Here is a 22,762-nt window from a genome sequence, read left to right as displayed (position 1 = left end):
GGCACGAAGGAAAGTGCTGGTGGTGTAGCGGGTGACTTACGAATAGAAACGCTCAATCAGTCCTTTCACCATCACGGAATAGGTGTCGAGCACGTCGGGCAGGATGGCGAAGTTGTCGTAATCAACAATCGCATACATCTTGTGGTCGAGCAGACCGAGTTTCGCTTCGACGAGACTGCGGATACGCTCCACGTCGGCGAGCGACTTGACCGTATAGCCTTCGAAATTCACAAAGAACAGGTTTTGCTGCTGATCGTAGGTGAAGCGTTCTTCCAGTGGCAGGCACAGCATTTCGTCACGCAGACCCATCGGCTCCACATGGAAGATGCGCGCGTCCATGAGTCGCGGCGCTTCGCACATGATCGGCCGGAAATCCATCAGGGCGAGAATGTCCTTTTCCAGATCCACCCCGGGCGCGATCTCAATGAGTTCGAGTCCGTCCTCGGCGAGCCGGAAAACGCATCGCTCGGTCACGTAGAGCGCCACCTGCTTCCGGCTCACCGCATAACGGCCACTGCAGGTGCGGTGCTCCACTTCGTTCACGAACTTGCGCGCGGCGCCCTCCTCGACGATCCTGAGCTTGCCGTTGCCGACGGTGAGCCGCAGCCGGCCAGCAGTGAAGGTTCCGACAAACACAACCTTCTTCGCAGCCTGCGAGATGTTGATGAAGCCGCCCGCGCCGGCGAGCCTGGGCCCGAACCTGCTCACATTCAGGATGGAGTCTCATGAGGAAGTGTTGCGTTAGTGGTGGTTAGCCGAGCTCGCTAACGAGCTCCGGCACGATCGTGAACAGATCGCCCACCAGACCATAATCGGCGACGCTGAAAATCGGCGCTTCCGGGTCCTTGTTGATCGCCACGATGACCTTCGAGTCCTTCATGCCGGCCAAATGCTGGATTGCACCCGAGATACCGACGGCCACGTACAGTTGCGGCGCGACGATCTTGCCGGTCTGACCGACCTGGTAGTCGTTCGGCACGAAGCCCGCATCGACTGCCGCGCGCGATGCGCCCAGCGCGGCGTTCAGCTTGTCGGCCAGCGGCTCCAGAACCTTCGTGTAGTTCTCGCCGTTGCCCAGACCGCGGCCACCCGAGACGATGATCTTCGCCGAGATCAGTTCCGGACGGTCCAGCTTCGTCACCTCACGGCTCACGAACTGCGAGATGCCGCTGTCTGCTGCCGCTTCGATCTTCTCCACCGATGCGCTGTAGCCTTCGGCCGCCACGGCGTCGAAACCGGTCGTGCGCACCGTGATGACCTTGATCGGGTCTTGCGATTGCACCGTTGCGATCGCGTTACCGGCGTAGATCGGGCGCTCGAACGTGTCGGCGGAATCCACTGCGGTGATGTCGCTGATCTGCGCGACATCGAGCTTCGCGGCGATGCGCGGCGCGATGTTCTTGCCGTAAGCAGTTGCCGGCGCGAGGATGTGCGTGTAGTCTTTCGCGATGTTCAGCACCGTCGCTTCGATGTTCTCAGCGAGACCTGCTTCAAGTTGCGGCGCGTCGGCGAGCAGCACTTTGCTGACGCCTTCAATCTTCGCCGCTGCATCGGCCGCAGCCTGTGCATTGTGCCCTGCCACCAGCACGTGAATATCGCCACCAATCTTCTGCGCCGCTGCAATCGTGTTCAGCGTCGCGGCCTTGATCGACGCGTTGTCGTGTTCTGCAATTACCAGATTCGTCATTTCGTCCGTCTCCCTTACAGCACCTTGGCTTCGGTCTTCAGCTTCTCGACCAGCGTCTTCACGTCCGGCACCTTCACGCCGGCGGAGCGCTTCGGCGGCTCGGCGACTTTCAGCGTCTTCAGACGCGGCGTGACGTCAACACCAAGGTCTTCCGGCTTGACGACTTCCAGCGGCTTTTTCTTGGCCTTCATGATGTTCGGCAGCGTGACGTAACGCGGCTCGTTCAGGCGCAGATCGGTCGTGATCACAGCGGGCAACGTCAGCGACAGCGTTTCGGTGCCGCCATCGACTTCACGCGACACCGTAGCCTTACCGTCGGCCACGACAACCTTCGAGGCGAATGTGGCTTGCGGCAGATTCGCCAGCGCAGCCAGCATCTGACCAGTCTGGTTCGACTCGTCGTCGATGGCCTGCTTGCCGAGGATGACCAGCCCAGGCTGTTCCTTATCGACCAGCGCCTTCAGCAGCTTGGCGACGGCCAGCGGCTGCAGGTCTTCGTTCGACTCGATCAGGATCGCGCGGTCCGCGCCAATGGCCAGCGCCGTACGCAGTGTTTCCTGCGACTGCGTCACACCGCACGACACGGCGATCACTTCGGTCGCCACACCCGCTTCCCGCAGACGAACGGCTTCTTCAACCGCGATTTCGTCGAACGGGTTCATCGACATTTTCACGCTCGCGATGTCGACACCCATGCCATCCGACCTGACTCGGACTTTCACGTTGTAATCGACCACGCGTTTGACTGGTACCAGAATCTTCATACTGTTCTCTCAAAATGATGACGAGTGTCTGCGTAAGCGTGCAACACTCCCGAAAACCCGCTCAGTTGAACTACGCGTCCCGTCAGACGCGCCAGCACACGCTCCATGTCGTACCCGAGACGAATGGCGATGTCGGTCGGAGGCTTGAACCCGTGGAGAAAAGTCCCGGCATCGGATCACGTAATCAGGGGCGCAATGTTGCGTCCGCGCGCGACGTCAAATGATGCCGTCAGCCTTCAACCGGGAGAGTTGCTCACCGGACAGCCCGAGCAACGTCTGGAGCACGTCGTCCGTGCCCTCCCCCAGTCGAGGCGGCGCGGTTCGTACCGGCAAGCGCGCGCCGTCGAAGCGCCAGGGCGGAGCGAGGACTTGCGTGCTGCCAACCTCGGGATGCGGATGCGCCGTCACGAGCGCGCCATCCCTCGCGCGCTTCGAGGCCAGCGCTTCGTGGAGCCCGAGAACTTCACCGCATGGAATGCCGGCCTGCGTCAAACGGTCGAGCAGACTGCGGCGCTCTCTTCGTCCAATTTCGCGATCGATTTCTGGCACCAGTACCGCCCGATTCGCGGCGCGGCCGATATTGGTCTGAAAGCGATCGTCCTCGGCAAGATCGGGCCGTTCGATTACCTCCCGGCAAAAGCGCTCAAACTGTTTATTGTTGCCGACCGTGATGACGAGCGGCCCATCCGCGGCATCGAACACACCGTAAGGTACGATTGAAGGATGCGCGTTTCCGTAACGCGGCGTGTCTTCGCCCGAGATCAGCGCTTCCACCCCGCAATACGAGGTGATCATCAGTCCGCAATCGAATAGCGCCATTTCAATGTGGTATCCCTTGCCGGTTCGTTGACGCTCGAAGAGCGCCGCCAGAATGGCCTGGGCCGAGTACATCCCGGTGAACATGTCGACTGCGGCAATCCCGAACTTCAACGGGGGCTGGTTGGCCTCGCCGTTGAGCGCCATCAGCCCGGCCTCGCCCTGAACCACCAGATCGTAGCCGGGACGCGCGGCTTCCGGTCCCGTGCGGTCGTAGCCGGAAATCGAGCAGTAGATCAGGTCCTCGTGGTCCTGCTTCAGTTGCTCGTAGCCGAGACCCAGCTTCTCCATGCCGCCGAACTTGAAGTTCTGGATCACGACGTCGCTCTTCTGAGCCAGATCCCGCGCGATCTGCTGGCCCTCGGCGGTTTGCAGGTCGAGGCTCACGGAGCGCTTGTTGCGGTTGACGCTATTGAAATAGGCCGTCTCGGTCGATCCGACGCGCAAGCCCCAATCGCGCGTGTCGTCGCCGCGTTTCGGGTGCTCGACCTTGATGACTTCGGCGCCGAGGTCGCCCAGCACCATGCCGCACCACGGGCCCGCCAGTACGCGGGAAAGATCGAGCACGCGTACACCCGCGAGCGGCAGCGATGGATTCAGGTTTGACATAGCAAGTCCGTATTTGCAGGAGTTTCTGGTGAATAGCAAGCGAAGACCCTCTTACTGGCGCGAATGAGCAGTCGGAGCGCAACTCAGGGCTGCGACAGCCCCCTGGCGCCGGCGTCGTGCGAAACGTCCAGCCTGAACATCGAAACGGCGGTTTTCAGGTCGCCTGCCTGTGACTTGAGCGAGCTGGCTGCGGCCGCTGCCTCTTCGACCAGGGCCGCGTTCTGCTGTGCGACTTCGTCCATCTGCGTGACGGCCTGGTTGACCTGGCCGATGCCCTTGCTCTGTTCCTGCGACGCAGCGCTGATTTCACCCATGATGTCGGTCACGCGCCGGATCTCGAGAGTGATCTCGCGCATCTTCGTTCCGGCTTCCTGTACATGGCTAGCGCCTGTCCGCACCCGTTCGACGGAATCGCGGATCAGATCCTTGATTTCCTTGGCTGCCGCCGAAGAACGCTGTGCCAACGAACGCACTTCGGAGGCCACCACCGCAAAGCCCCGCCCCTGCTCGCCCGCCCGCGCCGCTTCGACGGCCGCATTCAACGCAAGGATATTCGTCTGGAAGGCGATACCTTCGATGATGCCAACGATATTGGCGATCCTGTCCGAGCTGGCATTGATGCCTTCCATGGTTTCCACCACGCGTGACACCACGGTGCCGCCCTGCTCCGCCATCTGGGCGGCCTGTGCCGCGAGCTGGTTGGCCTGACTCGCATTGTCGGCATTCTGGGTAACGGTAGAGGTCAGTTGCTCCATGCTAGAGGCGGTTTCCTCGAGCGAGGCGGCCTGCTCTTCGGTGCGTTGCGACAGATCCTGGTTACCCGCTGCAATCTGATGAGCGGCGGTGGCAATCGAGTCGGCCGAGATCTTGATCGCGCCGATCGTTTGCATAAGTTGCTCCTGCATGCGCTTCATTGAAAACAGCAGGCTTGAGCGGTCATCTGGGGCGGTCTTCACTACGGCGGTCAGATCGTTGTTAGCAATCTGGTTGGCAATCTCGGCGGCATTAGACGGCTCTCCGCCCAGTGAGCGGAGGATGCCACGGTTGAGCAGTACTACGACAGCCGATAAAACGCCGGCCAATACCACCAGAATCCCGAGGCTCTGATACAGCGACGAGTGGAATGCCGCATCGAGGTCATCGACATAGAGGCCCGTCGCGAGAATCCAGTCCCACGGCTGATAGCTCACGCTACAGGCGATTTTCGGCAAAAATCCGGTGACTCCCGGCTTTGCAGCGGTATAGGCGGTAAAGCCCTTACCTTCGTGTTTGATGACCGCGACCATCTGCCTGAAGAGATACACACCGTTCGGATCCTTGTAGTCGACGACATCCATGCCGTTCAGCTCCGCTTTCGCCGGGTGCATCAGGATGTGCGACTGCGAATTGAGGATCATGAAATAGCCATCTTTGCCGAACCGCATGTTCCGGATGCTGTCCATGGCGCGTTTCTGCGCTTCCGCTAAGGGCATCGAGCCGGCTGCCACCTGGTCGCCAAAGGTCTTGACGACACTCAAGGCGAGCTCCGACGCGTGTTTCAGGTCCGCCTTGCGCTCGTCCAGCCGCACCTCTCTCGTCTGATACGCTTCGTAGATCGATATTCCCGCGAGACACAACAGGCTCAGGATCAGCGGCAGCCAAACCTTCTGCACGAAAGACAGCTTCATATGTTTGTGAACCTTCCAATCGCTAGCCGCGAGCAGGCAAAATCGCCTAATCAGACGGCCGCATGTAACGATGTGCTGCGTTGGTAATGGTCAGCCAGGCTCGCACGCGAGTTCCGGCACCGCCGTGGCAAGACGGAAACGTCACGCGGCAATGCGATCCCGGCCATCGATGCTGTGCAGAGCACAAAGCTCGCCCGGCGTAAGCGGTGTAGCTGGCCCATCAAGGCGAACCACCCGGAACATGGACATCAGAAACCGTCCAGTCGAGGAGGTTCGCCACGCCGGCAGCATGCTCAGCCGCGTCGCGCTTCCGCGATGTGCCACCACCGGCCAATGAGGTACACCGTCAAGGGCAGAACTGCCGCGAGGGGAAGCAGGCGCAACGCGCCTTGAAGACCCACCGAGTCCGCTATCACACCGGTGAAGAAGGGACCCGCTGCGAGGCCTAATATATTGTTGAACAGCGTCAGTGTTGCAAATGCCGAGCCATGGATAGCTGGCGGTGTTGCCCCAGCAATAATCGCGCTACATGTGCCGAACGAACTGGCAAGGAAAAACACCGCGGGCGCAAGGAGCGCGAGCTGCAGATTGCCCGGTGGCAAGCGGAACGCGACCGCCAGCAGGATGCCTAGCACGAGGCAATAACCAATGGCCATGTTCCACCGCTTAAGCGACGAGTCCCGGCTGATCCGGTCGGTGATCACACCGCACAGGAGTTGGCCCATGCCGCTGACAAGGACAAGGCCGGCCGCCACTACGGCCGCCTTGCTGACAGGCATATCCCAGTAGCGATTCAGGTAGCTGGGCAGCCACACGAAAAGCGTGCCCTGAATGAAGATCTGCAGGGCGCTGCCAAGGTACGCACAAAAGACGGAACGGGACGGAAGCAGACCTGAGAAAAGCGCTTGGGGCGTCAGTTTCAGACGCTCGGCCACCGGCGTTCCGCTCGCATTGGCCGCATGCGCACGCGCGAGCCTTTTTTCCGAGACGACGAAGAAGTAAATGATCACCAGCACAAAACCAAAGACCGCCATCAGGCCCATCGACCAGCGCCAGCCAAAGTGAGTCGCAACGACGCCGGAAAGCGAAACACCGAGCACGGACCCAAAGGCAGCGGCAGACGTAAAGCCGCCGGCAATGGTAGAGCGCAGTCGCTTTGGAAAGATGCTCATGAGCATCGCGAGTCCGACACTTCCGTAAGCAGCCTCGCCAACACCAACGAAGATGCGCGCGAGAAACATCTCGTTGTAGCTGCTGGCAATCGCGCACCCGAGCGTGGCAACACTCCACAGCACAGCCATCAGTGCAATGCTTTTGACACGTCCCCAACGGTCCGCGATTATGGAAAATGGGAGGGTCAGCACGCCGACCGCCAACGGCACCACGCCGCTAATCGAACCGAGCTTTGTATCGGTCAGCTGCCACTGCACTTTCAAGATCGGAAACAAGGCATTGAGCGCCTGCCGCGACATGTAGTCAGACAGCAAAAGGCAAAACATCAATGCAAATACCACCCAGGCGTAGACTCGGGCGCCACTGGTAGCCGCCGCCGACTCGGCCGGCACTACGTTACTTGTATAAGGGCTCAATTCTGTCTCCTCCAATGATTCTCTAAATTCATATTGAATCGTGCCGCCTGGCGTCGTCTGGCCCGTGTGAAGCAAGACCGCTAAACCGGGACCGGCAGTAGTTTCTGCTGACCGCCAGCATCGCCGAACGCTTTCTTTGTATCGCCGTGCGCGCTTTGGATTTCGACGCTTATTTCAAGCGTCTTGATGACTTGTGGAAGGCGCTCGCCAGCATGAATACCCTCCGTATAAGTGTTGCGCCAAAGCCTCCCTTGCGGCTGCGAAGCGCCAGACGACGGACACTGATTTCAGGATAGCACCGAGAATTATTTTTGTCGACATTAATTATTTGCCGCACGCGAAACGTCACGCCTGAGCGCAGGAACGAACTGTTTCGAAGCGGCGTAAACCCCAAGCAAAGCTAAGGTTCGTAATAGTGGGGGCACGACGAAACGATCCTCGATAGGGATTTCTCGCACCGGATCGAGCTGGTCCGGCGCAAGTAAAGTTGGAACGTGCGTGGCCTGATCGCGAGATCGGCATGATGCTCTGCGTGTACGCGAATCCGCTGACGCGGGAGCATGATCCCCGCATCGGCGTGTAGCAAACAACCGGAGGTGCTGGTATACGGTGTCTGCTATTAGGTGAGCGTACCAGCGTCCAGGAGAGGATGGATGAGCGGGAAGCGAAGTCGATTCCGACGACATGACATCCCATCGTGCCGCCACTATGCAGGGAATGTTCCAATCAATTCGTGCCGCATCGCGGCCACGATAGACGGGTCACTGGCAGCGGAAAACCCACCGCGGCGTTCCAAAAGATGGAACGCCGGGCAATCCGGATTCAACCGTCCAGAGCACGCCGGGAGCGACTCACTCTGTAGAGGCGGCGGCTCCTTCGGCCCGCGCCGCCTTTGGGGCACGTGCAGGTCGACTGTCTGCCGGTTTTGCAACGATTGCGCGAATGGCAGCATCCCTGGCGTCGTCCAGCCGCGAGGCTGCAAGGGAAAGCAGTAGCTTGTTGTCCCGTTTGATCGCGGCCTTCTGCAGCGCGCTCCAGACTTTTAAAGATGCGCGAACCGATTGAGGCTTAGCCACAAATCCTAGCCGGACATATCGCAGGGTTCGCAATGAGATGGAGTGCAGGACATCGACCAGAAGCCGGTTGCGGCACAGATCGACCGTGTTGAAATTCAGGAGGAAGCTTTCCACAGCATAGGCGTCTACCGACTCCTCGGCCGCCCTGATTAGCCTTGGCATATGCGCGTTCAGCAACGCCTCGAGTTCGGACGGGCTTTCGCGCGCCACCTGCTCCAACATCGTGACGTAAAGCACGCTGCGCACACGGAAAATGTCCCGAAGTTCATTCTCGTCGGGCGCCGTAACAATCGCCCCGCGCCTGGCCTGAAACTCGACCAGGCGGTCCCGCTCCAGAATACGCATCGCTTCGCGCACCGGCGCGCGGCTGACGTGCAACACCTCGCTGATATCTTTCTCCAGCAAGCGTTGCCCCGACTTCACCAGGTCAAGCGTAATGACCCCGGCCAGCCGGGCAGCGATCTGCTCGGCAATCGGCACCGAGGCATACGCCCAGTCCTGCCCACGCAGCACCGCCCGCTCGACTGCCAGCATCAGTGAATTCTTGGGCGTAAGGAGCGAGGAAAGATCGGGAAGGTTCTGCGTTTTATTTCGGGCCATGGCGTATAGCGCAATGAATTTTCGTCGAATTTAATCCTTTGACCATTATAGTCTCCAGCATTGTAATGTCGACAACAACTCCCTGGCCAACGGGCGTATCGAGTATACGGTGGGTACCAAGGGCGACAGCCATGACGACGCGCTGACCGAGGCAATCAAAGATCCATACAAAACCGGACTGCGACCACGGGCTGGAGCCCGAACACCCCGAGCCTCGCGAGGACAGGCAAACGGTTAGTATGGTTTATCGCCTTCGATTCCTGCTCGCTCCATCTTGCGCGGAGCCGGCCAATAATCCATTACCGCGTAGTGCTGCGTTGGCCGGTTGTCCCAGATGGCAATACTGTTCGGTTTCCACCGGAAGCGAACCTGATACTCAGGGATCGATGCCTGGCTTTGCAGATAATTCAGCAGAAGGCTCGCACCTGGCGTCTTGTCCAAACCGTAACGCACATTCTCAGGTGTGTGGTAGTTGGCGAAATGCGTCGTGAAGCTGCTGACGTATAGAATCTTTTCGCCAGTCTCCGGGTGCGTCCGCACGACAGGGTGCTCCACCTCTGGATTCCGCGCCGCAAGTTTTCTTCGTTCCTCCAGATCCATTGCCGCACCGAACGAGTGCTCAATGCTGCTTTTTGCTCTCAATCCCTCGATGCGCTTTTTGATCTCTTCTGGTAGTTGCTTATAAGCCTCTACCATGTTGACCCAGATGGTGTCACCCCCAACCTCTGGACACTCGACGCAGCGCAGCACGGCGCCCATAGATGGGTTCGGCCGCCAAAGTCCGTCACTGTGATAGTTATTTTCGTAAGGATTCTTTTGTTCCGATCGATAGATCTGCACGAGGCCCGGGTTTTCCGGATCGCTCTCCGCAACCGGATGTTCTTCCAATTTCCCGAAACGGCTCGCAAAGGCTACATGCTCTTTCCGAGAGATATCTTGATCTCGAAAAAAGAGGACTCGGTGCTTAAGCAACAAAGCCTTGACTTCTGCGAACAGCGATGCATCACGAGACGCATCTCCCAGGCTCACACCGGACACCTCGGCACCAATGCAAGCGGTCAGTCTTTCTACCTTAATCATGAGCGATATCTCCTTGTTCTGGTAGGAATTTCGCCAATTCCCCCCACCGTCGCCGCGTGGCGCCGCAGCTTTACGAAACCGTAAAATATTGTTTGCCCTGCATCTGTACAAACACGATAGCAGACCGTTTTATTTATGTCGACATTAAGTTATGTTCCTTAGGCTTGGTCGGTCGCGAAATACGATGGCAGGTATGGCTAGCCGTGCGCCGCGCACGCCGCAGGCCCGGTTGATCGCGAGTTATTGATGCCGCCGCTCGGGCTGTCGGTAGTGCGTGAGCACTCATTTGATCGCGCAACTGGAGCTTGAATAGCCGGATGGATCATCGCGACGCTCTCTGCTGAAGCAGTCATGGCGGGCGCCTGGCGAGCGCGCTGATCAACTGAAGCAATTCCAGCGCTCGCGCTGCGGCGCGAGAACCGTCTGGCAAATCTCCCCGAACATAAAGAGGGCGAAGCTCCTCGATTTCGGTCAGCGCACCAAGCAGTGCGCCTTCCGCAAGGGAATACTTGCGCAGCATGTTCACGACCAGCATCGAGTTGTGGACGATGTCCTCACTGTCTGAAGTGACGCCGCGGCGATGCAGCGCGTAGTTCGCCCAGTGTGTCCCAGCCAGCATCGCTGCCTCAATTTTCATTTCCCAGTCATCTTTGCCGAGAAACCTCAGCGACGTCTCGATGTTTTCAGCCTTGAGCCGATGATTCTCTGTTTTCATACTCGGTACCCTTCAACGCCTGTTCGAATGTGTACATGACTTGTGTAAACGCTTGCTCACATTCGTCGACAATGGCTTGTACTGGAACGCGATCTCCGCGAATGCATGGATCCCGGTGATGTTCGATGGTATGCAACGCGTGTTCGAGTTGCCGAATGGCCTGAGGTATGTCTCCCACGATCTCCGGCCAGCCAACATGGCTCACATCGCCGAGCCCGCGCAACTCGCGTGCGTAGCTGCCGTCCGGTTGCTTCACAACGTGCACGCCGGGAATGGTGGAGAACACAGGGTCGTCACGCGTCAGACCAGCGAGATGAAGCGTTGCGTTGAACACGTTGATGCTCGCGGTCAGCGTGGTCCAGAACCACAATTCGAAGTCGGCTAACGGGTCGAGGTGCTGCCGAAGCACCGCCAGGCGTCGCACCTTGTCGAGGTGAGAGATGACTTTCATGACAGGTTCCTCCTTACGTGAACGGCCGGCCTGCATATCAGTGAAGGGCGACAGACTCCATCACATGCCGGGCTTCGAGTTCCAGTTGCGCTTCGAGGGTATTGTCAGCGTGACGACGCAAGGTCTTGATCCGGACGATCACCCGCTGCGGACCGGTCGCGAACGTCACTGCCATGGAGATCGCCTCGGTGAGCGCGCGCCCTGAGTCAACGAGGCGGTTGACGATACCCAATCCATGCATGCGTTCGCCCGTGACAGGCTCGCCCGTCAGGCATAGTTCCGTCAGCACTCGCCGTGAGACGAATTCGGACGGGAGCGCGGCGGTTCTGTCGCCGGGCGAAAGGCCGACCTTCCCATACGCCACAAAGAAAGACGCATTGCGAGCGGCAACCAGCATGTCACACGCGAGCGCAATCGATAAACCCGCACGCTGAACCTTCGACTGCGGCGATCACCGGCTTGCTGCAACTGCGAATCGAGCGGATCAGGTCGTGCAGACGTTCGATTCCTGCGCGAAGCTCCAGCGGCGTCGTCGTGGGTCGTTGCGCATGCCGGTCCAGATCGCCGCCAGCGCAGAAGGCATTGCCAACGCCGGTCAGAACGATTGCGCCTATACCCGGATCGGCCTGCGCTTCAGCCAGCGCGGCCGGAAGGGCATCACATAACTCATGAGTCACCGCATTGCGCGCGGTCGAGTTGTTGATGGACATCACTTGCACCGCGCCATCGCGATGCTTGAGAACCGCTTCGTTCATGGCTTTAACTCCGGCCAAGCGCGATATAGCGCGCGAGTTAATGGTCTTCGTCGCCTAGTCGACGATCGATCATTACGGTCCATCGGAAACCCTGACTCCCGCAAGGCGCAGTCGACCGGGAAAAGTCGCACCCGGTTTGCAGACTCGAATCAGATTCACATCCATTGGGCAAGTCTGTCAATTCAAACTGAACTGGCCTGCGCGCTGCACTACTGACCGAACGGCCGCTGCACCGTGAGCTTGCTGGTCACCGACGCCACCCCCGCGACGCCATTCACGACCTCCGTGACGGTATTGATCTGCGACGCCTCCGGGACAGTGCCGCTGATCATCACGGCCCCGCCTTTCGCAGTGACGCTGATGTTGCCCGCGTCAATCTCCTTGTGCTTCGCAAGCGCTGCGTACACCTTGCGTCGCAGCGCGCGATTCGCCTGCCGCGCGGCTTTGGCCGTCATGCCGCTCGACGCGGAGGCTGCGGTGCCAGCCAATGCCCCTGCCGACGCGCCGTCCTGCGCCCACGCACCGATCGACACTGCCGCGATCGCGACGCCAAGAGCCACCCTGAGTCCATTCATCGTTTTCATCGTTGCTCTCCGTTTCGATTTCAATGCATCAGAAGCTGTGACGCAGGCCGATCATCGCGGCCGTGGTCGATACGCCCGGCGCGACGATCTGGCCGTACATGATCGTCTGGTTCATCGTCCCGCGGTTCGCAACGTACCCGACCTGCGCAGAGACTATCGTGCGCTTCGACAGGCTGTATTCCGCGCCCACTGAGTATTCGCTCGAATGGTTCGCCGAGTTGTTGCGATCTTTCAGGTAGTAGAAGCCAGACGTGATCTTGAAGAACGGGGTGAACTGATAGCCGAGACCACCCGAAATCATTTCGTAGTCCGCGAGGCGCGTGTTCGACGGATTCTTGCCGATCCCGTACGACGCCGACACCGATACGCCGCGGAACGTGTACTTCGCGCCGAAATAATAGAGGCGGTTATTGTCGTACCCGGTCGGCGCGGCCGCCGCGAGGTTCGTGTCGTGGGCGTTGTAGTAGACGGCGGACAGATTGAGGCCGTAGTTCGAATACCTGAGCACCGCCGATTCGCGCGTACCGCCCTGAATCTGGCCCGCCACGCCGCCCGGCGCGTACTCGAGCGCGGCTGACACGCCGTAGAACTTCGGTGTCTGGTAGACGAGCGCGTTGCTGTCATACAACGCGCCGAGCGGCACATTCGTGTTCGTCCCGGGCCAGCCGGCGGCTTGGTTCAGCCCGAGCCATGCGCCCAGGATGCTGCCGAAGTACTGCGCCGCGCGGACGTCGGTATCGGCCATCGCGTAGATCATCGGCGTGTATTGCCGTCCGGCGTCGAACGTGCCGAACGGTCCGGAGAGGCCGACCGTCGTCTGCTGGTTGAATATCGCAGTCGTGCCCGTCGTGTCGGGCAGCCCGACCTTGCCGTTGCTGCTGTTGAACACCCCCTGTAGCCTGAAGTTGACCTTGTAGCCGCCGCCGATGTCTTCGGTCCCCTTGATGCCCCAGAAACTCCCATAGAGGCTGCCGTCCTTGATGCCGTACACGTGCCCGTTGTTGTGGGCGTTCGGCGCGAACGAGGACGCCGCCGTGCTCTGAAAGAAAACGCCCGAATCGATTGCGCCATACAACGTGACCGACGACTGCGCATGCGCTGTGCTGGCGAATACCGCGAGTATTGCTACTCCGCTCCACTTCAATTTCATTGACGTCGCCTCTGCCTTTTATGATGACCGGGCGAGCCCGGGGGGATGCTTGCCTGTTACCGAATGGCGCGGGGTCGTCGATCCCCGCTGCCGGCGCAATCGGTGCATGCGCGCGTTCATGTAGCGAAAGATCTTCCCGGTATTGGAGCTGTGGAACTGAACGATGTCGCCGACGACTTCTGATACAGAAGGCCGGCGGCGATCGCCCCATCCAGGGTGACCGACGACCCCGCATACGCGCCGCCGCTCAATAACGACGACGGCGCCTCGATATCGACGATTTTCCACTTCATGGCGCCCTCTTTTCATGCCCGTCGACTGATTTGGACGGGATGCGCAACTTGACGATCCCTCGACGATTCCGGGGCCTTCCTGCAACGGCCCGGCTTGCCGACTGAACACTGACAATGCCGATCATCCTCTAAAATTGTTGATGTCGACATTAATACTTATACTGAGTCGACCTGGCAGGCAGAACGGTATATGGCTTCGCGACAAGCGACCGCGACACTCGCGACAGATTCCGCACTTCTATTTTTGTCGACATTATTATTTTATGGGGATACACTGTGAACCACAGTGGCCTTGCACTGCCGCGGCCGATGTGAAGTCAATGAACGGAGGGATTCCGATGCTCTCGACGCAGCCATTTGCGAAGATATTGGTGAACCAAACTCATGCCGCTCGACGGATTGCGGCGCGGATTGCCTCAGGGTTTGTCCCGAGGGGGAATCTCACTCCGATGACTCATGAAGCGCTTTGCTACGCGTGCATGGTCGGCATTGTGATGCCGACCCACCATGACGTCACGCCGACGCATCCGTCTCATTGTCTAAGCCGCTGAGAAGCACGTTGAAGAAGGAACGATTCATTGCGCAGCACATTGCTTCCGACAGAATCGCGCGCGGCATGCCAATGGTTCATCAGGAACCCGAAGAAAGTCAGGTGCTGACAATGAACCAGATTGGTCAGCATGATGTGCACTTGACCTCGTTTCGTCCTGCCGTCGCTGTCCGGATCGTGGATGCGGCAGTCGATGATCCGGCGCTCTTGCGTCAGCGGATTACTGTCATGAAAAGTCAAGTGCAAGGCATGCAATGTAAAGCAGGAAGTGACGCCCGGCCAGATGATTCACTGGTCGCATCAGACACTCGATGGTGCTGCGAATGGGGTACTAAAGCTTTCTCATCCAGTTCGACATTCTCACTATTCACAATTTCAACTTGGAGATCCATCACCATGAACTTCCTTGACGGCCACCTGTATCCCGAGAACCAGCAGCCCCTGATCATTACAGCCGCTCCCTATGCGCCGGGCTGGATTCCCTCAGACTTCCCGGAAGATATCCCTGTCACCATGGAGGAGCAGATCCAGAAGGCGGTGGATTGCTACGAAGCCGGTGCCACCGTGCTGCATCTGCATGTGCGCGAAGCCGATGGCAAGGGCAGCAAGCGCCTGTCCATGTTCAATGAACTGATCGCCGGGGTGCGCGCCCGCGTGCCGGAAATGGTCATCCAGGTGGGCGGTTCCATCAGCTTCGCGCCTGAATCCGAGGGCCAAGCCGCCCAATGGCTAAGCGATGACACGCGGCATATGCTGGCCGAACTCGATCCGAAGCCCGACCAGGTGACTGTCACCGTCAACACGACACAGATGAACGTGACAGAGCATGCCGGTATGGATGACTTCAAGGGCGTTTCGCGAGGATTCCCGCACCTCTATGCAACCTACAAGGATATGATTGCCCCCTCGAATCCCAGCTGGGCCGAAGAGCACATCCGACGCCTGACAGCCGCCGGAATCCAAAGTGAGTTTCAGTGCTACAACATCAACAGCTTTGAAACGATTGAGCGGATGATTCGCCGCGGTGTCTACAAGGGGCCACTGGTGATGAACTGGGTGGCTATCAGCGGCGGCATGGATCAGGCGAACATCTACAACCTAGCCAACTTCCTGCGTGCTGCGCCCGACGGCGCAGTGGTGACGGTGGAGAGTTCGGTGCTAAATGTGCTGCCCGTGAATATGATTGGCATCGCCTTGGGTCTGCATGTGCGGTGCGGCATCGAGGATGTGCTCTGGAACCAGACCCGCACGGGCAAGATGAGCTCCGTCGAGCAGATCAAGCAGTTGGTGCGCATTTCAGGCGAATTTGGCCGTCCCATCGCGACAGCGAAACAGGCGCGAGAGATCATGAAGATTGGGGTCTTCTACGACACGGCTGACGAGACGCTTCAGGCCAACGGCTTCGCGCCCAATCGTAACGGTGGCAACCAGGGCTTCCTGCGCAAGCCGACCCAAGGGTGAAGTAAACGCTAGCGAGCCGCAGGCGAACTGCGGCAGTCAATACATATCCGCAACCAGCTTGCATCGGACCAGAGTAAGGGCTTTGCATGGGACCAGAGTAGCGCGCTGAAGCGCGAACTCTGGTCGACAGCTAAAGCGCCAACTCTGGTCGACCGCAGATATTGCATGGGACCAGAGTAAGGCGCTAAAGCGCCAACTCTGGTCGACAGGAGACAACATGGCAAAAGTCGTTAAATTCTACGAAACAGGCGGTCCCGAGGTCCTTCGTTTTGAGGACGCTGAAGTTGGAGAGCCGGGACCGGGAGAGGTGCGCGTCCGCCACGTGGCAGTGGGTCTTAACTTTGCCGACACCTACTTTCGCGGCGGTATCTACGAGGTTCCGCTGCCCAGCGGCCTCGGCAACGAGGCATCCGGCGTGGTCGAGGCCATCGGTGCCGGCGTGACCCATCTGGCGGTCGGCGACCGTGTAACCTACACGGGCTTCATCAACACGCTGGGCGCCTACAGCACGGAGCGGCTGATTTCCGCCGCGCCGCTGATCAAGCTGCCGGAGGCCATCAGTTGCGAAGCTGCGGCGGCCATGACCATGCGGGGCTTGTCCGCCGCCTACCTGGTGCGCCGAATCTACCCTTTCAAAGCTGGCGACGCCGTGCTGCTGCATGCCGCAGCAGGCGGTGTTGGCCTGATCGTTTCGCAGTGGGCCAAACTGCTCGGCCTGACGGTGATCGGTACGGTTTCGACTGACGCCAAGGCGGAGGTGGCGCGCGCCCACGGCTGTGATCACACGATCAACTATAGTCATGACGATGTGGCCAAGCGCGTGCGGGAACTCACCAACGGAGTGGGCGTGTCCGTGGTCTTCGACAGCGTGGGCAAGACCACCTTCATGTCCTCGCTAGACTCTCTCAAGCGCCGCGGCCTGCTGGTCTGCGTCGGCACCGCTTCCGGCAAAATCCCGCCGTTCGATCCGGCAATTCTGGCCCGCAAGGGCTCGCTGTACGTGACCCGCCCGGGTCTCGCCGACTACATCGCCGATCCGGCCGAGAAGGCAGAACTGGTCGATGAGCTATTCGGCCATGTGGCGGCAGGCCGCATCCGCATCGGGATCAATCAGCGGTATGCCCTGGAGGACGCGGTGCAGGCACATCAGGACCTGGAGGCTCGAAAAACTACGGGGTCCTCCATTTTCGTGATTTGAGTATGTCAGGCTGTTTGGGCTGCGGAACGTAGCCCAGTGATTCGGCATGTCGGGTCAGGTCGTTAATGACCTGCTGCCGGACGGTTATACGTGTGAACGTTAGGGCTGCACGGGTCGAAGGACATTCTGGGCAGGAAGTAACAATCACCCTCGCAGACGGCAGCGCCGTACGGGGCACGCATATTCTCGTCGCAGCAGGGCGTATCCCCAACGCCCGAGATATTGGTCTTGAAGCGGCAGGAGTTGAAGTTGATTTGCGCGGCTTCATCGTCACAGACGAGCGACTCGCAACGACTGCACAGAACACGTGGGCAATCGGTGAAGTTCCCGGCACGCCCATGTTCACACACGCTTCCTTTGACGACTATCGCTTACTGAAATCGGTTCTGGACGGAGGCTTACGGACAAAGACAGACAGGGTTATCCCGTACGCGCTCTTTGTCGAGCCGGAGCTGGGAAGAATCGGCATCACTGAGATAGAAGCGACAACACGAGGCATTCCGGTCCGGGTCGCAAGCCTGCCGATGGCAGCTGTGCCGCGCGCCCGTACCAACGGCGAAACGGATAGTGCGTGGCACCGAATTCGATGAAGGTCGTCGAGTTCGGCGCCCTTTCAGAAGAGCGACGTCTGACGCGGATCGCGCCGGCGGTCGCGAGGCGGTGGCCGCCTTGCGATTGCGTGCGGATGCGCGCCGCTGTGCGACGCGGCGCAAATGCGCGATCAGGGACACGGTCTGCGCGCCCACCATAAGTGTGAGCGCAAAGTGTCCGATGTCTCCAGGCGCGCTCGGGCGATAGGCGCGCAGCGACGGCCGCAGCGCAAAGCGCCGGGCGCGGGCGATCAACTGGCTGCGGCTCATACCGGGCCAGCAATCCGCGACGAACTGGTGGACGATGGCGGGCAGTGACTCGGGGGCGACGTCGCCGGGCAACGCCAGGGCAACGAGTTGAAATGCATCAGCCATCGTAGGACACCCTCCTTCTCCAACGTCGTGCGAAGCAGGCTGGCGAATACACTTGCCTATGGGCTCGCGAACCCGTTTCTGTCATCCGGTTCGGATCTTGCCACAAGTCGCGATATGAATACCGTCGCCATCTATGCCTGATCATCCAACTACGGTCTGCGCCACCGCCTTGATGTTGCAGGCGGCGCCAGTGCCTGCCAACACTTCGTAACTCCGTGCACGACTCACCGCCGCGCTGGATCACACCACAAAGATTGAAGCTTTGCTCAGAATCGTCATCTGACTGAGACGGGGAAACGGTGGCAACCCTCCATCTGGCGAACGCATGCAAACGGGACGCACGAACTCAGAAAGTTGCATTCCACGAAAGGTGAGCTAGAATCAGGTGCATTCCTCACCAACGTGTTGCTCACCATGCAAATGCAAAGCTGGGTAGGAACGATCGAGCGTGAATGGCATCAGTTGCGCCTCGCTGACCCTACTCTGGATGTCGAGAAGTTTTCCCGTCACGTCATTGCGGCAAACAAGACCGGGTTTCTGTCGCCCGAGTCGCTCGCCGCGATCGCCAATGCTCTTCTCACCAGCACGCTCAGTCGTGCGCCGCATCTCGGCCGCTGGTTGCTTGAGTGCATTGGTGCTAACCGGCATCCCGCCTGGCGGATGGCAATGGCCATTTCTCTCGTCACACCAACCGGAGGCGAGGCGGACCTTGAGAGAGGTAATGCGATCTTCGAAGACGTGATGAAGGATGAGACCGCGGACGGCCATCTTCGCGGCATGGCCGCTGCGGCGCTGGCCGATAGCGCACGCCTTGGGCGGGGCATGCCGGTCGATACGAGCCGCGCGCAAACGCTCTACGAGCAGGCCATCACACTGGGCCACAAGGCCTCAGCATACAATCTCGGGCTTTACTGGGAGGGCGCGTGGGGCGCCGAAGAGAAGAGCGTTACCCAGGACCGCACGAAGGCCATACAGAGCTATCGCCGCGGCGGGGGTGACATGCGTTGCCAACGCCGTCTGGCAGCGCTACGGTGAAGGTGCCCTACCGCCCGCCGGACGAGACGGAGGACGAGGTTAAGAAGTGAAGCCGCGTTGAGCTGGCCGCAGATACGCCGGCAGGGCAAAGTGGTGCCGCGTGTGTCAGTCCCCGGATCGAAGCGGTCACATCCATACGTAGTCAGCACCTCACGTTCTGTCGGGCGCATTCGTGACGACACAGGCAGTGTCACTAAGTGGCACTATCCGCACCTCTTCGCTTGGAAGCTGCGTCAGGCATTGGCGACATCCGCCACTCCATGGACGCTGTCATCAATGGCTAGCGGCGACATTGCAGCACAGAAACTCTCCGCTTTTCGTGATACGAGGACGCGCATTGTCTGAATGCAGGTCCTCGCGAAATGCAAAGTGAGAAAATAACCGCGCCGACCCGGCGAGCAGGCTTTCCCGATCGATCGATACCGGCGATGCGAATCGGCAAGGTGGTGTATGCGCTGCCCAGGTGCTTCGGAGATCGGCAGATCTCGTGCATCACTGATGGCACGTTGGCAAGAAATGCCTGGCAACCCGAATCATTCTGGCCTGCAGAAGTTCGGCTGGACTTTCGAGGGGCTGACTGACCAGCCCCGGTTCGCTAACCACCGACGCATCAACCGCCGGCCGCGCTTTGCGTTGAACGAGAGAGAGCCGGCGCATCAGTCTTCCATCGCCTGCCTGATATCCGACGATTTCGTGTGACCGGCAAATGGCAGACTATGCATTGCTTTACAGACCAGCATCACCAGATCGCGACCGGAGAGCGCGGACGTTAGCCAGTACCACACTATGGCCGGATTCCCCCCGTGTGTTTTCGCGCTATCGCGTCGTTCGGCATCCAATGCCAGCATCGCGTCATCTATAATCGCACTCAGCACACCAGTGATCGCATGGAGCCCTACTATATGAGTCAAACCCGCGGACGATATGCGGGATCTCGGGACAGCGGCCAGCGCCAACCTCGTCACGTCAAACAGTCCCAGCCGAACCGGCCGAGACCGCCGTACGTCAATGCACCGGCCAGGGACTCTGCCCAGACCGCCTCCATTTTCAAGACACGATCGTTCCAGTTTCTGGTGGATACGGTAGGCGCGGAGAATATCGCGCTGGGACTGGGATCGAACATGGCGCGAGTGGCCGAGCTGACGAAGGGTGAAAGGTTCACGCCCGAGACCGCCTTTCACATGGAAACCACGCTTGGTTTGCCTCACGGTTTCTTTGACCAGCCCAATCCTGCGCTTGCGCCCGAAACCATCGCCCGCCTGAAATCGCCGCTCGATTTCGTCCGGGCCGACGACGAACCGGAAGCAGTGTCGGAAACACCCATGCCGCCTTCCGCCGTTCACGGCGGCCAGCAACCATATCCTGAAGACAGTTTGTCGGGGGAAGCGCAGATGCCGAAAAAAGCAACGGGCGACTCGCCCAGGGCCGTCAGAAACAGTCGAAGCCAGATGGCCGAACCGCCTGCCCCACGTGCGTCGCGAAAAGGTTCACCTTCGAAACCCAGGACATCTGTCGGGGGAAACCAACAGCGACCACTGGCGTTAGACGACAGCGGTGACGTAGAGAAAATTCGACGCGCGAACCTCCATGTTTTGACGGCTCGTAACGGATCGAAAGCAAGACTCGGTGTGGTCATGAAGATGAGCGGATCCAACATGGCCCACCGGCTGTATGGCAAAAAACGGCTCGACAGTGTTGAAGCAAACCGTTTCACCGAACGACTTGCTTTGCCAGCTGGCTGGCTGGACACGCCGCGTTCGGAAGCCGACATCCCGGAGTCTGTGTCGCGTTTGCTCACGCCTGCCGCGCGCGGCCGTGCATCCGTTGAACCGAAGGAGCCACTCGCGGCCGCAACGGAAGATCGCGCATCGGCGAAGCCCGCCGATGCGACGGCGAACGCGAGGCGCTCGCGGGCGGACGTTCGGACCGGTGCGAAAGACCGCGCGTCCGGTTCGGCAGATGTCTCCGAGAAAGGGATGATCGTCGTCAGCCAGCCGCATCACGTCGCTGATGCTCCCGACGAACCTGCCGGTCGCAAATCTGACGCAAGTGATGGTGAACCGGTGGCAGCCAAGGCGGCAACCGCTGAGTCGCTCGCGGCCCCCGCAACACCTCCGCAATCGCGCGAGTCGCTATCCCCGTCCGTGACGAGCCTGGACCATCTTCACGGCATTGCGCCGATCGCGGAGGCATTGCTCAAGACGCTGGCAGGCAAGGCACGCACGGGCCGACTGGACGAGCTCAAGGCGCTGGAGCTTTTGCAGCAGGCAGTCCTGTTATGAGGCGGTGGTAGCGTGCCATGAGCTGATCTGCAATGACGCAGGAAGCACATCGGCCGAGCCCGGCCACGGTGCGCGCGAATGATCGCCCTCTTCCTGATCGACGGGAAACTGCGGATCTTGTCCTCCAGGACGACATCACGCCAATGCCGGGGTCCCGGGGCGCAATGGTCGAGAAATTGCCCTAGCCTGACGGCACGCCCCGGCGCATCAGTTCTTGCATCGCCTTGCGTTCGGTCCACCCGTAGACCGCATTAAATGTGTCACCGCCCGTACCTTGACAATTCGGGCCGACGAACCGCAGCTGTGACAACTTTGCTTGCAGTCCGAACGAAATAAAACCGTCAATTCGCATAAGTCCGCATTATATTTGTCACTTCGCGTCCTACACTTCGAAGCCCGTCCGTAAGGCCTTCAAGTTATGGGAAATTCTCTGCACATAGCAGAGCCGGTCGCGCTTGCTCGCCCGCGTGGCGCACACCGGTTCGAAGGCTTCAGTCCGAAGCTGGCGCGACGCCTGACGTTCTACAGACGCGATCTGCTTGAGCAGTGGATTCTGTTCCAGGCGGATCCTGCGGTGATCGTCTTCTGCGAGCGGCCCGGTTGTGTGAATGTCAGCGGGAAGGAGCGTCTTGCCGATTTTTGGGTCCGCTACGTTGATCGCCAAGAGTTAGTTATCCTTGATGATACGGTTGATAATGAACACACAAGCATATCCCATCGTCAACTCGATGGAGGAGCACTGCCCGTCCGGAAAGTGTCGCCTGCAGCCCTCGCAGCTGCGCGGGTGTGGATCGACAACTGGCAACGCATACTGCCGTGCATTGTGGCGAACAGGAACCTTGTTTCGCCGTCCTTGCCGCGTGCGATCGAGCGCTTTCTGGCTCGTCCCCGTACGTTGCTTCAGATCGAGCGGGAGGTCTCGATTGGGGACCCGGTTCTCGTCCGCGCAGCCGTATTCGACATGTTGCATGCCGGACGACTCAGTGCGCCAGATCTGCGCACGCAGGCTCTATCGCTGCTCACTTCGTTTATCGCTGTGGAGACAACGACATGAACCGCCGCCGGCCGGAGTTTCAGGCAATTGACTTCGCGGCATGGCCGACTGTTGCCTACACCGAATTCGATCAAGAAGCACGCCGCACTTTCGAGGCGCGGATGCAGGCGCTTCAACGCTACGTACGCGGCGAATCGCTCAAACAGATTGAGAAGTCTACTGGTGTCGACCGACACCAGCTGTATCGCTGGCTTGAACGGGCCTTGTCGCCGCATCCGGACGGACGGCCGTTTGGGTTTCGCGCGCTGGTCAGCTACATACGGGTCGCCGGGTATGCTCGTCTAAGGGTTTTGTTGCAGTAAGGGGCCGGGTTAAAATTGGGCAGCAAAATTTCTGAGCTGTCTGATGAAGAAGACGAAGACACCGCGAACCACGCTTGCC

The 22,762-nt window shown here is 59.7% G+C and carries 19 protein-coding genes and 2 pseudogenes; 7 read left to right on the top strand and 14 right to left on the bottom strand.

Annotated features, from left to right (window positions below):
* Window positions 1-36: 36 nt before the first annotated feature.
* The 14 genes and pseudogenes from HDG37_RS36700 to HDG37_RS36635 form a co-directional block, all read right to left on the bottom strand.
* On the bottom strand, window positions 37-708 hold the full coding sequence (locus HDG37_RS36700; RefSeq protein ID WP_184056216.1) for a hypothetical protein: 672 nt from the start codon (window positions 706-708) through the stop codon (window positions 37-39).
* Between the two features lie 43 nt (window positions 709-751).
* Window positions 752-1,687, bottom strand: a complete 936-nt coding sequence (locus HDG37_RS36695; protein WP_184056214.1) for an electron transfer flavoprotein subunit alpha/FixB family protein — start codon at window positions 1,685-1,687, stop codon at window positions 752-754.
* A 14-nt stretch (window positions 1,688-1,701) separates the two neighbouring features.
* Window positions 1,702-2,451 (bottom strand): electron transfer flavoprotein subunit beta/FixA family protein, encoded by a 750-nt coding sequence (locus HDG37_RS36690; RefSeq protein ID WP_184056212.1) that lies wholly within the window; start codon window positions 2,449-2,451, stop codon window positions 1,702-1,704.
* Window positions 2,452-2,667: 216 nt separating this feature from the next.
* Window positions 2,668-3,876, bottom strand: coding sequence for a CaiB/BaiF CoA-transferase family protein (locus HDG37_RS36685; RefSeq protein WP_184056210.1), 1,209 nt, complete (start codon window positions 3,874-3,876; stop codon window positions 2,668-2,670).
* 83 nt (window positions 3,877-3,959) lie between these two features.
* On the bottom strand, window positions 3,960-5,543 hold the full coding sequence (locus HDG37_RS36680) for a methyl-accepting chemotaxis protein (RefSeq protein WP_184056208.1): 1,584 nt from the start codon (window positions 5,541-5,543) through the stop codon (window positions 3,960-3,962).
* Between the two features lie 293 nt (window positions 5,544-5,836).
* On the bottom strand, window positions 5,837-7,132 hold the full coding sequence (locus HDG37_RS36675) for an MFS transporter (RefSeq protein ID WP_260335246.1): 1,296 nt from the start codon (window positions 7,130-7,132) through the stop codon (window positions 5,837-5,839).
* Between the two features lie 851 nt (window positions 7,133-7,983).
* Window positions 7,984-8,808: a GntR family transcriptional regulator gene (locus tag HDG37_RS36670; protein WP_184056206.1), complete on the bottom strand. Its 825-nt coding sequence runs from the start codon at window positions 8,806-8,808 to the stop codon at window positions 7,984-7,986.
* A gap of 234 nt (window positions 8,809-9,042) precedes the next feature.
* Entirely contained in the window at window positions 9,043-9,885 is an 843-nt protein-coding gene (locus HDG37_RS36665) for a TauD/TfdA family dioxygenase (RefSeq protein ID WP_090810166.1), read from the bottom strand.
* Window positions 9,886-10,237: 352 nt separating this feature from the next.
* Window positions 10,238-10,603, bottom strand: a complete 366-nt coding sequence (locus tag HDG37_RS36660; protein ID WP_090806699.1) for a hypothetical protein — start codon at window positions 10,601-10,603, stop codon at window positions 10,238-10,240.
* Window positions 10,572-11,054 (bottom strand): hypothetical protein, encoded by a 483-nt coding sequence (locus HDG37_RS36655; RefSeq protein WP_184056204.1) that lies wholly within the window; start codon window positions 11,052-11,054, stop codon window positions 10,572-10,574. Before HDG37_RS36655 ends, HDG37_RS36660 begins: the two co-directional genes overlap by 32 nt.
* A gap of 37 nt (window positions 11,055-11,091) precedes the next feature.
* Window positions 11,092-11,764, bottom strand: a pseudogene (locus HDG37_RS36650) (enoyl-CoA hydratase-related protein).
* 254 nt (window positions 11,765-12,018) lie between these two features.
* Window positions 12,019-12,393 carry a BON domain-containing protein gene (locus tag HDG37_RS36645; RefSeq protein ID WP_090806701.1) on the bottom strand — a complete coding sequence of 125 codons (375 nt, stop codon included), beginning with the start codon at window positions 12,391-12,393 and terminating at the stop codon, window positions 12,019-12,021.
* Window positions 12,394-12,421: 28 nt separating this feature from the next.
* A complete protein-coding gene (locus HDG37_RS36640) occupies window positions 12,422-13,543 on the bottom strand; it encodes a porin (protein WP_184056202.1) in 1,122 nt (373 codons plus the stop codon).
* A gap of 116 nt (window positions 13,544-13,659) precedes the next feature.
* Window positions 13,660-13,836, bottom strand: a complete 177-nt coding sequence (locus HDG37_RS36635) for a hypothetical protein (protein WP_184056200.1) — start codon at window positions 13,834-13,836, stop codon at window positions 13,660-13,662.
* A gap of 946 nt (window positions 13,837-14,782) precedes the next feature.
* On the opposite strand from HDG37_RS36635, the gene HDG37_RS36625 reads away from it, so the two are divergent.
* The 7 genes and pseudogenes from HDG37_RS36625 (at window position 14,783) to HDG37_RS36590 (ending at window position 22,683) form a co-directional block, all read left to right on the top strand.
* Complete coding sequence (locus tag HDG37_RS36625; RefSeq protein ID WP_184056236.1) at window positions 14,783-15,847, top strand: 3-keto-5-aminohexanoate cleavage protein; 1,065 nt, start codon at window positions 14,783-14,785, stop codon at window positions 15,845-15,847.
* Window positions 15,848-16,064: 217 nt separating this feature from the next.
* The gene (locus HDG37_RS36620; RefSeq protein WP_090806707.1) at window positions 16,065-17,045 is read left to right on the top strand and encodes a quinone oxidoreductase; all 981 of its coding nucleotides are present in this window, start codon (window positions 16,065-16,067) and stop codon (window positions 17,043-17,045) included.
* A gap of 86 nt (window positions 17,046-17,131) precedes the next feature.
* Window positions 17,132-17,608 (top strand): annotated as a pseudogene (locus tag HDG37_RS36615) (FAD-dependent oxidoreductase); the annotation flags it as partial.
* Window positions 17,609-18,364: 756 nt separating this feature from the next.
* The gene (locus HDG37_RS36605) at window positions 18,365-19,045 is read left to right on the top strand and encodes a sel1 repeat family protein (protein WP_260335245.1); all 681 of its coding nucleotides are present in this window, start codon (window positions 18,365-18,367) and stop codon (window positions 19,043-19,045) included.
* Between the two features lie 902 nt (window positions 19,046-19,947).
* Complete coding sequence (locus HDG37_RS36600) at window positions 19,948-21,327, top strand: hypothetical protein (RefSeq protein ID WP_184056195.1); 1,380 nt, start codon at window positions 19,948-19,950, stop codon at window positions 21,325-21,327.
* Window positions 21,328-21,745: 418 nt separating this feature from the next.
* On the top strand, window positions 21,746-22,381 hold the full coding sequence (locus HDG37_RS36595; RefSeq protein WP_184056193.1) for a hypothetical protein: 636 nt from the start codon (window positions 21,746-21,748) through the stop codon (window positions 22,379-22,381).
* Window positions 22,378-22,683 (top strand): hypothetical protein, encoded by a 306-nt coding sequence (locus tag HDG37_RS36590; RefSeq protein WP_184056191.1) that lies wholly within the window; start codon window positions 22,378-22,380, stop codon window positions 22,681-22,683. Before HDG37_RS36595 ends, HDG37_RS36590 begins: the two co-directional genes overlap by 4 nt.
* Window positions 22,684-22,762 lie beyond the last annotated feature (79 nt).

Origin of the sequence: Paraburkholderia sp. MM5384-R2 (assembly GCF_014201025.1) — a bacterium.
In the GTDB taxonomy this organism is placed as follows: domain Bacteria; phylum Pseudomonadota; class Gammaproteobacteria; order Burkholderiales; family Burkholderiaceae; genus Paraburkholderia; species Paraburkholderia tuberum.
This window is presented reverse-complemented; position numbering and strand designations above follow the sequence as displayed.

Bases quoted from the DNA above. Each gene is read 5' to 3' on its own strand.
- HDG37_RS36695 (WP_184056214.1), bottom strand. From the start codon at position 1,687: ATGACGAATCTGGTAATTGCAGAACACGACAACGCGTCGATCAAGGCC.
- HDG37_RS36690 (WP_184056212.1), bottom strand. From the start codon at position 2,451: ATGAAGATTCTGGTACCAGTCAAACGCGTGGTCGATTACAACGTGAAA.
- HDG37_RS36685 (WP_184056210.1), bottom strand. From the start codon at position 3,876: ATGTCAAACCTGAATCCATCGCTGCCGCTCGCGGGTGTACGCGTGCTC.
- HDG37_RS36680 (WP_184056208.1), bottom strand. From the start codon at position 5,543: ATGAAGCTGTCTTTCGTGCAGAAGGTTTGGCTGCCGCTGATCCTGAGC.
- HDG37_RS36670 (WP_184056206.1), bottom strand. From the start codon at position 8,808: ATGGCCCGAAATAAAACGCAGAACCTTCCCGATCTTTCCTCGCTCCTT.
- HDG37_RS36660 (WP_090806699.1), bottom strand. From the start codon at position 10,603: ATGAAAACAGAGAATCATCGGCTCAAGGCTGAAAACATCGAGACGTCG.
- HDG37_RS36655 (WP_184056204.1), bottom strand. From the start codon at position 11,054: ATGAAAGTCATCTCTCACCTCGACAAGGTGCGACGCCTGGCGGTGCTT.
- HDG37_RS36645 (WP_090806701.1), bottom strand. From the start codon at position 12,393: ATGAAAACGATGAATGGACTCAGGGTGGCTCTTGGCGTCGCGATCGCG.
- HDG37_RS36640 (WP_184056202.1), bottom strand. From the start codon at position 13,543: ATGAAATTGAAGTGGAGCGGAGTAGCAATACTCGCGGTATTCGCCAGC.
- HDG37_RS36635 (WP_184056200.1), bottom strand. From the start codon at position 13,836: ATGAAGTGGAAAATCGTCGATATCGAGGCGCCGTCGTCGTTATTGAGC.
- HDG37_RS36625 (WP_184056236.1), top strand. From the start codon at position 14,783: ATGAACTTCCTTGACGGCCACCTGTATCCCGAGAACCAGCAGCCCCTG.
- HDG37_RS36620 (WP_090806707.1), top strand. From the start codon at position 16,065: ATGGCAAAAGTCGTTAAATTCTACGAAACAGGCGGTCCCGAGGTCCTT.
- HDG37_RS36600 (WP_184056195.1), top strand. From the start codon at position 19,948: ATGAGTCAAACCCGCGGACGATATGCGGGATCTCGGGACAGCGGCCAG.
- HDG37_RS36595 (WP_184056193.1), top strand. From the start codon at position 21,746: ATGGGAAATTCTCTGCACATAGCAGAGCCGGTCGCGCTTGCTCGCCCG.
- HDG37_RS36590 (WP_184056191.1), top strand. From the start codon at position 22,378: ATGAACCGCCGCCGGCCGGAGTTTCAGGCAATTGACTTCGCGGCATGG.